We start from the raw sequence: 12,896 nt of genomic DNA, 5'->3' as shown, positions 1-12,896 counted from the left end.
CCGAATGGTCTCAATCTCGCTTCGCCGCATAGTGCCGAGCGGCCTTCGCACGGTTGCCGCACGTGGTCATCGAATGCCAGCGCCGGGTGCCGTTCTTCGACGCGTCGTAGAACCACAGGACGCAGTGCGGGTGCGCGCACTGCTTGATCCGGCCGGCAGATTCCGCCAGCAGCTGCAGCAGGTTGTCGGCCGCGAGCCAACCGGGCAGCCATTCGGATCGGGACACGTCCACGTCGTCGTGCGGCCCGGACTCGGCGAGCGAACGACGGATGCGGCCGTGGTCCAGGACGGCGTTCAACTCGTCGGCCGAGCCGTCGGTGACCACCTGCAGGATCGCTTCCCGCGCCCGCACCAGCGCCGCGCGGGTCTTTTCATCGGATTCGCAACGGTCATCGAGATCGTTGGCCACCAACCAACATCGGAGTCCTGCCACGTCGGTCAGGAGATCCTGAGGTCCCTCCGCCGACATCCACCGGGTGTTCAGCAGATCCAGCGCGAGGGGTTCGCCGACATGCGGGCGCGGATCACGCATAGCTGAGATTAACCGCCTCTCCTGCATCGACAGCCTCCCGACAGTCCACTAACCATCTATTTTCATTTTGGTGGTTGACACCTTGCGCCTCCGATTCTAACCTTCAACTGTCAGATCAACAGTTACAACGGAGGAACCGATGACCACCGCCATCACGCCCAAGCTCGCCCCCGGCCACGTCGGGCTCAACGTCACCGACCTGTCGCGATCCGTCGACTTCTACCGTGGCGCCTTGGGTTTCGAACAACTCGGTATCAGTGACGAGGGCGACCACCGCTTCGCCTTCCTGGGTTCCGAGGGCACCCTGCGGCTGACCTTGTGGCAGCAGAGCGACGGCGCGTTCTCCACCCGCAGCCCCGGCCTGCACCACCTGTCGTTCCAGGTCGACACCATCGAGCAGGTTCAGACCGTGGAAGCCGCGCTCAAAGAGCTGGGCGTGACGTTCGCCCACGATGGCGTGGTGGCACACGGCGAGGGCGCGGCATCGGGCGGCATCTTCTTCACCGACCCCGACGGCATCCGGCTGGAGATCTACGCTCCGGGCGGCGCCGAGACCGCACCGGCACCGAGCGGCGCCGCCCCCACCTGCGGATTCTTCTGAGCCGCGCCATGACTGCCTACCACGCCGGTGAGCTGGAAGTGCAGCGGCGCATGGGCCAGGCGGAGATCGCCGTCCGCGTCGGCCGGATGATCCGCACGGAGATTCCGGCCGCCGCGGCGGCTTTCCTGGCCGAGCAGCCGATGGTCGTGCTCGCCGCGACCGACGACGAGGGACGGGTGTGGGCCAGTTTGGTCACCGGCCATGCCGGGTTCGTGCACGCCGACGACGACCACACCATCGCGGTCGACGCCCTGCCGGTGCCGGGCGATCCGCTGCACGATGTCGTACGCCGGCCGGAACAACAGGTCGGGATGATCGCGATCGAACCGCAGACCCGGCGCCGCATGCGAGTCAACGGCGTCGCCCAACCGACCGATCACGGGCTCCGCATCCACCCCGACCAGGTGTACTCGAACTGCCCGAAGTACATCTCGCGCCGGCACATCGACGGTGTCGCCGAGGAGACACATCGTCCGGCCGTCCGCCACGCCGACGTCCTCGATGAGCGCCTACAGCAGATCATCAGCCGGTCCGACACCTTCTTCATCGGGTCGGCCGATCCCGAAGGCAACGCCGACGCCTCGCACCGCGGCGGCAATCCCGGCTTCCTGCAGGTGCTTTCGCCGAACCGGCTGCGCTGGCCCGACTACCGCGGCAACTCGATGTTCATGACGCTGGGCAACATCAGCGCCAACCCGCGCGCCGGACTGCTGATCCCGGACTGGCAGACCGGGACCACGCTGCAGCTCACCGGCACCGCCGAGATCATCTGGGACGAGGGCCCACAGTGTTCAGTGGAATTCACCGTGGCTGAGGTGATCGAACTGACCGACGTCAGCCCGCTGCGGTGGGGTCAGGCCGAGCTCTCGCCCGCCAACCCCGCCTGACATTACGGCGTCGCGTGCTCCTGCTGCGCCGCCTCGAGCAGCTCGCGGGCATGCGCGCGACCACTGTCGGTGTCGCCGAGTCCGGCCAGCATGCGGGCCAACTCGGCGACCCGGTCGTCGTCCTCGAGGCGGACCACCCGGCTCGACTTCGGACCGCTCTCCACGACCAGGTGCACATCGCCGTAGGCCGCGACCTGCGGCAGGTGCGTCACGACGATGACCTGATGGGTACGGGCCAGCCGGGCCAGGCGCTTGCCGATCTGCACGGCGGCGCGGCCACCGACACCGGCGTCGACCTCGTCGAACACCATGGTGGTGCCTTCGGCGGACGCCGACAGCACGACTTCGAGCGCCAGCATCACACGCGACAACTCACCACCGGACGCACTCTTGGCCAGCGGCAGCACGTCCGAACCACTGTGCGGCGTGAAACCGAACTCGACGGCGTCGACGCCGTCGTGGCCGGCATGCACAGCGGTGCCGTCCGGCAAGGTCAGCGGCGCGCTGTCGTCGGCACGTGCCTCCAGCGGCGACACCGTGATGCTGAATCCGGCGCCACCCATCGCCAGTCCCGCGAGCTCAGCGGTCACCGCCTTCGCCAAGGACTTTGACGCCTTGGTACGCGCCTTGGTGACCTCGGCGGCAGCCAGCACCACCTTGTCGTGGCGTTCGTCGACCTGCTTCTGCAGTTCGGCGAGGGCCTCTTCCGAGACGTCGAGCTGCGACAGCCGCTGCCGGGCGTCGGCCGCCCACTGCAACACCCCGTCGATGTCGGCGGCGTACTTACGGGTGAGGTTGCGCAGCTCCGCCTGGCGCGCCAGCTTCGATTCCAAAGTGCTTGCGTCGCTGGGCAACTCGGAAAGGTAATCGCCGAGTTCGCCGGACACGTCACCGATCACCGCGAGTGCCTCACCCAGCCGGTCGCCGAGGGCGCGCAGCACGGAGTCGTCCGTCGCCGACAACACCGACTTGGCCTGTGCCGCGGCATCGAGTGCCGAGGTGGCGTCATCCACGGGACCGTCACCCAGTTCCCCGGACAGCGCCGCGCGGGCCGTCTGCGCGGCGTCCCGCAGCGCGTCCAGCTCGGACAACCGGCGGATGTCGGCCACCAATGCGTCGTCCTCGCCGGCTTCCGGCGCGACCGCGTCGATCTCCCCCAGCCCGAACTGCAGCCGGTCGGCCTCCATGGCGAGATCCCGCGCACGGTTGCGCCGGTCGATCAAATCCCTGCGGGCGGTGAGCCATTCATCGCGCAGCTTGCGGTACTTGGCCAACAGCCCCGTCACGTCGACGTAGCGGTCCAGGGCGCCGCGCTGCTCGTCGGGGCGCATCAGGCGCAGCTGGTCGTTCTGCCCATGCAGGGCAAGCAGTTCCGTGGTGAACGTCGCCAGCGACTTCGCCGGCACACTGCGGCCACCCAGGTACGCGCGCGACGGCCCGTCCTTGCTCACCGACCGAGCGGCGATGACGCTGCCGTCGTCGTCGCGGTCCGCGCCGGAGGCCTCGAGAATCTCGTCGACCCGCTCGGACACCCCGTCGCCGAGTTCGGTTGTGGTGAAACGGCCTTCGACGACAGCGCGGGCCGAACCCGAACGCACGCGGCTGGGATCGGCGCGTGCACCGCCCAGCAGATGCAGGCTGGTGACCACCATGGTCTTACCGGTACCGGTTTCGCCGGTCAGCACAGTCAGGCCACGACCGAATTCGGCAGTGGCCGCACTGATGGCGCCCAGCGCCTCGATGCGAATCTCGGTCAGCATTACTGGCCGCGCCACCCTTTCACCGGCAACCGGAATTTGCGCACCAGACGGTCAGAGAACGGGGCGCTGTCGAGTCGTACCCATTTCAGCGAGACTTCGCAGCGGGTGACCTCCAGCCGGCCACCGGCCGGGACCACCATCTGACGACGGCCGTCGCAGAACACCATGGCGTCATTGTTGCCTGCTTCGACCTCGATCGCGATCGATGCGTCCGGGCTGGTCACCATGGGACGGGCGAACAGGGCGTGAGCGTTGTTGGGTACCACCAGGATTGCTTCGAGATCCGGCCACAGAATCGGGCCGCCCGCTGAGAAGGCATAGGCGGTGGACCCGGTGGGTGCCGACACCAGCACCCCGTCGCAGCCGAACGCCGAGACCGGACGGCCGTCGACCTCCAGCACGACGTTCAGCACACCGAACCGGCTGCTCTTCTCGAGGCTGGCTTCGTTGAGCGCCCAGCCACGCTGCACGATCTCGCCATCGACGCGGACCCCGATGTCGAGCGTCATCCGCTCTTCGACCCGGTAGTCCTTGTTGATGATGCGCTCGAGCACGTGATCGATGGCCTCGGCCTCGGCTTCCGCCAGGAACCCGATGTGTCCGAGGTTCACCCCGACCACGGGGATTTCGGCATTGCGGGCCAACTCGGCCGCCCGCAGGAAGGTGCCGTCCCCGCCGAGCACCAGGACCAGTTCACAGCCCTCGGCGGCGTGGCTGTCGGGATCGACGACCGTGATGTCGACGCCCATCGCCCTCATGTGGTCCGGCGCCAGGTGCAGAGCCCCCCGGTCGACGGCCTCGGCTGCGAGCACGCGCAAACCGATTCCGTTGTCGCCCAGTACTTTTTCGACACGGGTTGCGGTTTCGGTGGCTTCGTCGCGGCCGGTGTGGATCACCAGCAGGACGGTGCGTTCGCGCGTCACTGCGGCCCCTCGGCGACCGCGCGGCCGACGGCTGCGACGAGGGCGTCGCCCTCCAGCGGTTCATCGGTGGTGGTCCGCAGTCGCAGGAAGTACTCGACGTTGCCCGACGGGCCGGGCAACGGGCTGGCCGTGACATCGACCGCATGCCAGCCGAGTTCAGCGGCGCGCCGCGCGACCGTCAGCACCGCATCGGCGCGCAGTTCCGGGTCGGAAACCACACCACCGGCTCCGACTCGATCCTTGCCCACCTCGAACTGCGGCTTCACCATGGGAACGATATCGGCAAGGGCCGACGCACATGCGGTCAGTGCCGGTAGGACGGTGGCCAGCGAGATGAACGACAGATCGGCCACCACCAGGTCAACCGGACCGCCGATGGCCTCGGCCGTCAGCTCCCGCACGTTCGTCCGCTCCATCACGATGACGCGATCATCGGACCGCAGCGACCAGGCCAATTGGCCGTAGCCGACGTCGGCCGCGACGATCTCGCGCGCTCTGCGGTCCAGCAGCACCTCGGTGAATCCGCCGGTGGACGCACCGGCGTCCAGGCAGCGCCGTCCCTCGGGTGAGACGCCGAACGCGTCAAGGGCACCGATCAGCTTGTGCGCGCCACGGGACACCCAACTGCGCTCCGTGGATTCGGCGACCAGGAGATTGGCCGCGGGCGTGACCGCCGTCGATGCTTTCGATGCCCGCATGCCGTCAATCGTCACGCGGCCGGCCTCGATCAGTTCAGCAGCCTGTTGACGAGAACGGGCGAGCCCCCGCCGGACGAGTTCAGCATCAACACGTGCGCGTCGCGTCACGTGCGATCACCCCTTCTCGACCGATTCCAGCGCCCGGACCAGCAGATTGTGGGCGTGGTCCAAACCCGCCGCAACGGCCTCGAGGTCCGGCGTCTCATCACCTTCACCCGATAGATCCGGGAGGTGAGACAGCAGGACCGCGATGTCTTCGCGGATCTGGTCAGGATCGGTACTCATAGCGATGTTCACGCTAGCGGATCGGTGCCGTCGAGCAGCGACCACCGATCCAATGCCGCGCGCGCCGTGTCGTCACCTGCCGCGATACGCACCCGCCCGTTGGTAGCGGCCCATACCGCGTCGGCGGTGGCGCGGACCACCGACAAGTCATCGCCGGCAGCCTCTCCGGTGGCGCGTACGACGACGTCGTTGCCCGATGTCTCCACCTGCCACGCGGGGTGCGGCCCGATCCGCAACGTCTCCGCAGCAGCGTCCAGCGAGCGCAGGTCGGTCGCCAGGTAGTCGGGGCGCTCGGCGGGGCTGGCGTGCACCATGTCGGCGGCGCTGTTCACCCCGGTCAGCACCATCAGGCTCGGCAGGCCAGCGGCAGTCGCCCCCGCGATATCGGTGTCGAGCCGGTCTCCCACGACCAACGGGGCCTGATACTGGCCGCGGGCCAGGGCGTCGGTCATCAGCGTCGGCTGTGGCTTACCGGCGACCTGCGGCACCTGTTCGGTGGCGGTCTGCAGTGCGGCGACCATCGAGCCGTTGCCCGGCAGCAGTCCCCGCTCCGACGGCAGCGTCTTGTCGCTGTTCGCCGCCACCCAGAGGCCACCGGCCCGAATGGTGAGCGCCGCTTCGGCGAGGTCCGCCCACCCGGTCTGAGGTGAATGCCCCTGGACCACCGCGACCGGCCCGTCGGTGAACTGCCGCACCGGCTGCAGACCGACATTGGCGACCTCGGCTGCCAGCGCCTCTGTACCGATGACCAGCACCTTGGCGCCCGCGGGCAGCTGCAACGCCAGGAGGTGTGCCGCGCTCTGGGCGCTGGTCACCACATCATCGGCATGCGCGGAGAAACCGAGCGCATCGAGGTGGTCGGCCACCTCGGCCGGGCTTCGCGACGCATTGTTGGTCACGTAGAGCTTGCGGGACGTGACCGCGGCAAGGGCGTCGACAGCGCCTTCGGTGGCCTCATGACCACGGAAGACGGTGCCGTCGAGATCCAGGAGCAGGCAGTCGTGCAGCTGAGCCAGCGTCGTCACGTCAGCCCAATTCGGCGACGCGGTCCTCGGCGTCCGTGACGCCTTCCAGGTCCGCGGCTGCCGCATGCAGGAACCACTGGAGTGCGTCGTTCGTACGATCGAGGGCCAGTAGCGTCTCGGCATATACGTAGAACAGGCGAGCTGCCGTCTGGCCGGTCCGGGTGGAATCGAGCGGCGGGTTCGACAGCAGCGCCAATGCCTGCGCCGGCTGGCCGAGGTCGCACCGCGCACCGGCCAGCACGATCTTCAGTTCGTCGGCGTCGTCACCGGTGAGCTGTTCTGCTTCGGGGCTGCGGCCCAGCTCGATGGCGCGCTCCGGACGGCCGATGCCGCGCTCGCAGTCTGCGATGAGGGCCAGCAGCGGAGACTTGCTCCCCATCCGTCGTGCGGCACGCAGCTCGGAGAGGGCCTGGGCCCAGTCACCACAGTGGTACGCCGCGATGCCGACGGCCTCTCGGATCGCCGCGATGCGCGACGCGCGGTTGCGCGCGGCACGTGCATGCTCGAGAGCGGCTTCCGGGTCTTCTTCCAGCAGATCGCCGGCCATGACGAGGTGCTTGGCCACGTAGTCTGCGGTCGCCTTGTCGAGGGTCGTCAGCTCGCGACGCACCTCGGGCGAGAGCTGCTTGGCTTCGACGTCGTCGGGCAGCCTGGGACCAGCCGGACGATCCGACGTCGCCGCGGCGTCGCGGGAGTGCGGTGGCCGGCCGTTCCGATCTGAACCGGGGCGTCTGGGTGCCTGCGCGCGGTCACGCTGAGGCCGCTGCCCTCGTCGTGCATCGCCGTCGTCTCTGCGCGAGGGGCGACGATCGCCGCCCTGCCTGTTGTCGACCACTGGAACCTTTCCTACGAAATCTCAGGTCAGAATACGGCCCGAGCTGTCACTGGCCGAACTTCGCTCGTGAAACTCGCCCTCCGAGCGCCGGCGACGAAGCTATCGAGCGCCGACCCCGGGGCCCATTTCCGAGCCGAGAAATGGAAATTCCTCAAATAGAATCACCCCCCACATAAATGTGGGGGGTGATTCCTAATTTGTGTTCGGCGGTGTCCTACTTTTCCGCCCGTGCAGGGCAGTATCATCGGCGCTGGCAGGCTTAGCTTCCGGGTTCGGGATGGGACCGGGCGTTTCCCTGCCGCTGTTGCCGCCGTAACTCTATTCATTTTACGCCTCCACCAGCCTGTGTTTAACACCTTGTGGGGGTGTTATTTGGTGGTGGGGTGTGGTCTGTTTGATTCTTTTTGTGGTGTGGTTGCGGGCACGTGATGTGCAATGTTGTGCGTCTTGTTTACACACATTGGTTTTTTGGGTGTGTGTAAGTTTTCGGCCGGTTAGTGCCAGTTCCCTAAACCCATTGCTGGGTGTGCAGGTCTGGTCTATCGATCCCGTGGTCTGCGGGGGGCCTTATCCCTCTAAAAGGGTGAGAAACCTGGTCTTGGAAGAGGTTTCCCGCTTAGATGCTTTCAGCGGTTATCCTGTCCGAACGTAGCTATCCAGCGGTGCCCCTGGTGGGACAACTGGTAGACCAGAGGTTCGTCCGTCCCGGTCCTCTCGTACTAGGGACAGGTTTCCTCAAGTTTCTGACGCGCGCGGCGGATAGAGACCGAACTGTCTCACGACGTTCTAAACCCAGCTCGCGTGCCGCTTTAATGGGCGAACAGCCCAACCCTTGGGACCTGCTCCAGCCCCAGGATGCGACGAGCCGACATCGAGGTGCCAAACCATCCCGTCGATATGGACTCTTGGGGAAGATCAGCCTGTTATCCCCGGGGTACCTTTTATCCGTTGAGCGACACCCCTTCCACTCGGGGGTGCCGGATCACTAGTCCCGACTTTCGTCCCTGCTCGACTTGTAGGTCTCGCAGTCAAGCTCCCTTGTGCACTTACACTCAACACCTGATTGCCGTCCAGGTTGAGGGAACCTTTGGGCGCCTCCGTTACATTTTAGGAGGCAACCGCCCCAGTTAAACTACCCACCAGGCACTGTCCCTGGACCGGATATACGGTCCGAGGTTAGAAGCCCAATACGATCAGAGTGGTATTTCAACAACGACTCCACACACACTGGCGTGTGCGCTTCACAGTCTCCCACCTATCCTACACAAACCGTACCGAACTCCAATACCAAGTTGTAGTGAAGGTCCCGGGGTCTTTTCGTCCTGCCGCGCGTAACGAGCATCTTTACTCGTAGTGCAATTTCGCCGAGTCTATGGTTGAGACAGTTGAGAAGTCGTTACGCCATTCGTGCAGGTCGGAACTTACCCGACAAGGAATTTCGCTACCTTAGGATGGTTATAGTTACCACCGCCGTTTACTGGGGCTTAAATTCTCCGCTTCACCCCCGAAGGAGTTAACAGGTCCTCTTAACCTTCCAGCACCGGGCAGGCGTCAGTCCGTATACATCGTCTTGCGACTTCGCACGGACCTGTGTTTTTAGTAAACAGTCGCTTCTCACTGGTTTGTGCCACCCCCTCCCGCTACCCACCGCAAGGGTGTTGACGGTATGGAGGTCCCCCTTCTCCCGAAGTTACGGGGGCATTTTGCCGAGTTCCTTAACCATAGTTAACTCGTACGCCTTAGTATTCTCTACCTGACCACCTGTGTTGGTTTGGGGTACGGGCCATGTGTGCACTCGCTAGAGGCTTTTCTTGGCAGCATAGGATCACCGAATTCGCCTCACTCGGCTATGCATCACCTCTCAGACACATGAACGACGGATTTGCCTATCGTTCGTCCTACAGGCTTACCCCGGTATTACCACTGACCGGTACGGCTACCTTCCTGCGTCACCCCATCGCTTGACTACTACCCACCAGGGTCCCACGCAGCCGGCAACACGTGATCCCCGAAAGGATCATCACGTGCCATTTGGATGGTTAGCACAATGGATTCATCACGGACGCACACACACGGGTACGGGAATATCAACCCGTTGTCCATCGACTACGCCTGTCGGCCTCGCCTTAGGTCCCGACTCACCCTGGGCGGACTGGCCTGCCCCAGGAACCCTTGGTCTTTCGGCGGGCAAGGTTCTCACTTGCCTATTCGCTACTCATGCCTGCATTCTCACTCCCACACCCTCCACAACTCGATCACTCGGCTGCTTCACCGGATGCAGGACGCTCCCCTACCCATCCTTGCGGATGCCGCGACTTCGGCGGTGTGCTTGAGCCCCGCTACATTATCGGCGCACAATCACTTGACCAGTGAGCTATTACGCACTCTTTCAAGGGTGGCTGCTTCTAAGCCAACCTCCTGGTTGTCTTCGCGACTGCACATCCTTTTCCACTTAGCACACGCTTAGGGGCCTTAGTCGGCGATCTGGGCTGTTTCCCTCTCGACGCACGGAGCTTATCCCCCGCCGTCTCACTGCCACGCTTTTGTCTTACCGGCATTCGGAGTTTGGCTGACGTCAGTAACCTGGTGAGGCCCATCGGCCATCCAGTAGCTCTACCTCCGGCAAGAAACACGCAACGCTGCACCTAAATGCATTTCGGGGAGAACCAGCTATCACGGAGTTTGATTGGCCTTTCACCCCTACCCACAGCTCATCCCCTCAGTCTTCAACCTAAGTGGGTTCGGGCCTCCACGCGGTCTTACCCGCGCTTCACCCTGGCCATGGGTAGATCACTCCGCTTCGGGTCCAGAACATGCCACTACACCACTTGCGTGGATACGCCCTATTCAGACTCGCTTTCGCTACGGCTACCCCCCACGGGTTAACCTCGCGACATGTCCCTGACTCGCAGGCTCATTCTTCAAAAGGCACGCCATCACCCCACGTAAACGAGGGCTCTGACGGATTGTAGGCACACGGTTTCAGGTACTATTTCACTCCCCTCCCGGGGTACTTTTCACCATTCCCTCACGGTACTAATCCGCTATCGGTCATCAGAAGGTATTTAGGCTTACCGAGTGGTCTCGGCAGATTCACAGCAGATTTCACGGGCCCGCTGCTACTCGGGAACACCATCAAGGCAGACATCGGGTTTTCACGTACGGGACTCTCACCCTCTACGGCAGGCCATCCCAAGCCACTTCCGTTAACCACGACATTTTCTTACTGCCCTCCAGAGGGATAGCCCTGGAAAGATAGGTCCCACAACCCCGCACACACAACCCCTACCCGGTATCACATGCATACGGTTTAGCCTCATCCGCTTTCGCTCGCCACTACTCACGGAATCACAATTGTTTTCTCTTCCTACGGGTACTGAGATGTTTCACTTCCCCGCGTTACCTCCCACACCCTATATATTCAGGCGTGGGTAACACGACATCACTCGTGCTGGGTTTCCCCATTCGGACATCCTCGGATCAACGCTCGGTTGGCAGCTCCCCGAGGCTTATCGCAGCCTCCTACGTCCTTCATCGGCCTCTGATGCCAAGGCATCCACCATGCGCCCTTAAACACTTACGACACAAAAAACCAATTGAAAACAAGAATCAAAATTGCACATCAACACACCACAGACACATACACCCACGACCGAAGCCGTAGGCGACATATTCTGCGTGCATTAGATGCTCGCAACCACTATCCACGAATCAAACACCACACCCCACCACCAAAACCGGTGAGGCAACAACAACCCCCACCACCCCCAACGGAGCGGTGTCTCCCACCCCCACATGAGGAGGGGAGCGAACGGGCCTGTTGTCTCAGGACCCAACAGTGTGTCTGGCAATTTCTTCGATCAACGTGTCATCCCAGCTGATCAGCGTTTGTTGTCATATGCACCCGCCGGACAAGCCCACTACAGGCGCCGGCGACAATCCCAACCATGAACCCCGGCACGGTTGCCGGCATGGGGGAAACCCTGGATCAGGGCATGTAAATGGTGCTCCTTAGAAAGGAGGTGATCCAGCCGCACCTTCCGGTACGGCTACCTTGTTACGACTTCGTCCCAATCGCCGATCCCACCTTCGACGGCTCCCTCCACAAGGGTTAGGCCACCGGCTTCGGGTGTTACCGACTTTCATGACGTGACGGGCGGTGTGTACAAGGCCCGGGAACGTATTCACCGCAGCGTTGCTGATCTGCGATTACTAGCGACTCCGACTTCACGGGGTCGAGTTGCAGACCCCGATCCGAACTGAGACCGGCTTTGAAAGGATTCGCTCCACCTCACGGCATCGCAGCCCTTTGTACCGGCCATTGTAGCATGTGTGAAGCCCTGGACATAAGGGGCATGATGACTTGACGTCATCCCCACCTTCCTCCGAGTTGACCCCGGCAGTCTCCTACGAGTCCCCGGCATAACCCGCTGGCAACATAGGACAAGGGTTGCGCTCGTTGCGGGACTTAACCCAACATCTCACGACACGAGCTGACGACAGCCATGCACCACCTGCACACAGGCCACAAGGGAACCGACATCTCTGCCGGCGTCCTGTGCATGTCAAACCCAGGTAAGGTTCTTCGCGTTGCATCGAATTAATCCACATGCTCCGCCGCTTGTGCGGGCCCCCGTCAATTCCTTTGAGTTTTAGCCTTGCGGCCGTACTCCCCAGGCGGGGTACTTAATGCGTTAGCTACGGCACGGATCCCAAGGAAGGAACCCACACCTAGTACCCACCGTTTACGGCGTGGACTACCAGGGTATCTAATCCTGTTCGCTCCCCACGCTTTCGCTCCTCAGCGTCAGTTACTGCCCAGAGACCCGCCTTCGCCACCGGTGTTCCTCCTGATATCTGCGCATTCCACCGCTACACCAGGAATTCCAGTCTCCCCTGCAGTACTCTAGTCTGCCCGTATCGCCCGCACGCCCACAGTTAAGCTGTGAGTTTTCACGAACAACGCGACAAACCACCTACGAGCTCTTTACGCCCAGTAATTCCGGACAACGCTCGCACCCTACGTATTACCGCGGCTGCTGGCACGTAGTTGGCCGGTGCTTCTTCTCCAGGTACCGTCACTTGCGCTTCGTCCCTGGTGAAAGAGGTTTACAACCCGAAGGCCGTCATCCCTCACGCGGCGTCGCTGCATCAGGCTTGCGCCCATTGTGCAATATTCCCCACTGCTGCCTCCCGTAGGAGTCTGGGCCGTATCTCAGTCCCAGTGTGGCCGGTCACCCTCTCAGGCCGGCTACCCGTCGTCGCCTTGGTAGGCCATTACCCCACCAACAAGCTGATAGGCCGCGGGCCCATCCCACACCGCAAAAGCTTTCCACCACACACCATGAAG

At 63.5% G+C, this 12,896-nt stretch carries 9 protein-coding genes and 3 rRNA genes; 2 read left to right on the top strand and 10 right to left on the bottom strand.

The window, feature by feature from the left end; genetic code table 11:
* Positions 1–10: 10 nt before the first annotated feature.
* Complete coding sequence (locus tag BR47_RS0103665) at positions 11–532, bottom strand: CGNR zinc finger domain-containing protein (protein ID WP_029118611.1); 522 nt, start codon at positions 530–532, stop codon at positions 11–13.
* Positions 533–671: 139 nt separating this feature from the next.
* On the opposite strand from BR47_RS0103665, the gene BR47_RS0103660 reads away from it, so the two are divergent.
* Positions 672–1,133, top strand: a complete 462-nt coding sequence (locus BR47_RS0103660) for a VOC family protein (protein WP_029118610.1) — start codon at positions 672–674, stop codon at positions 1,131–1,133.
* Positions 1,134–1,141: 8 nt separating this feature from the next.
* A complete protein-coding gene (locus tag BR47_RS0103655) occupies positions 1,142–2,020 on the top strand; it encodes a pyridoxamine 5'-phosphate oxidase family protein (protein ID WP_029118609.1) in 879 nt (292 codons plus the stop codon).
* Positions 2,021–2,022: 2 nt separating this feature from the next.
* Here BR47_RS0103655 and recN read toward each other — a convergent pair whose 3' ends face one another.
* The 9 genes from recN to BR47_RS0103610 all read right to left on the bottom strand — a co-directional run.
* Entirely contained in the window at positions 2,023–3,780 is a 1,758-nt protein-coding gene (gene recN, locus BR47_RS0103650) for a DNA repair protein RecN (protein ID WP_020100019.1), read from the bottom strand.
* Positions 3,780–4,703: an NAD kinase gene (locus BR47_RS0103645; protein ID WP_020100018.1), complete on the bottom strand. Its 924-nt coding sequence runs from the start codon at positions 4,701–4,703 to the stop codon at positions 3,780–3,782. The genes recN and BR47_RS0103645 overlap by 1 nt, the downstream gene beginning before the upstream one ends.
* A complete protein-coding gene (locus BR47_RS0103640; protein ID WP_029118608.1) occupies positions 4,700–5,509 on the bottom strand; it encodes a TlyA family RNA methyltransferase in 810 nt (269 codons plus the stop codon). The genes BR47_RS0103645 and BR47_RS0103640 overlap by 4 nt, the downstream gene beginning before the upstream one ends.
* Positions 5,510–5,515: 6 nt before the next feature.
* Positions 5,516–5,686: a hypothetical protein gene (locus BR47_RS33445; protein ID WP_090562517.1), complete on the bottom strand. Its 171-nt coding sequence runs from the start codon at positions 5,684–5,686 to the stop codon at positions 5,516–5,518.
* Positions 5,687–5,694: 8 nt separating this feature from the next.
* Complete coding sequence (locus BR47_RS0103630) at positions 5,695–6,711, bottom strand: HAD-IIA family hydrolase (protein ID WP_029118607.1); 1,017 nt, start codon at positions 6,709–6,711, stop codon at positions 5,695–5,697.
* 1 nt (position 6,712) lies between these two features.
* Positions 6,713–7,546, bottom strand: a complete 834-nt coding sequence (locus BR47_RS0103625) for a tetratricopeptide repeat protein (RefSeq protein ID WP_020100014.1) — start codon at positions 7,544–7,546, stop codon at positions 6,713–6,715.
* Positions 7,547–7,747: 201 nt separating this feature from the next.
* Positions 7,748–7,861, bottom strand: a 5S ribosomal RNA gene (gene rrf / locus BR47_RS0103620).
* Positions 7,862–8,020: 159 nt separating this feature from the next.
* Positions 8,021–11,129 (bottom strand): 23S ribosomal RNA (locus BR47_RS0103615).
* 432 nt (positions 11,130–11,561) lie between these two features.
* A 16S ribosomal RNA gene (locus tag BR47_RS0103610) occupies positions 11,562–12,896 on the bottom strand; the annotation flags it as partial.

The sequence above is a fragment of the Mycobacterium sp. UNC410CL29Cvi84 genome (assembly GCF_000686745.1).
Taxonomy (GTDB): Bacteria; Actinomycetota; Actinomycetes; order Mycobacteriales; family Mycobacteriaceae; genus Mycobacterium; species Mycobacterium mucogenicum_B.
The sequence above is the reverse complement of the archived record's forward strand: the minus strand, read 5'-3'. Positions and strand labels throughout refer to the sequence as shown.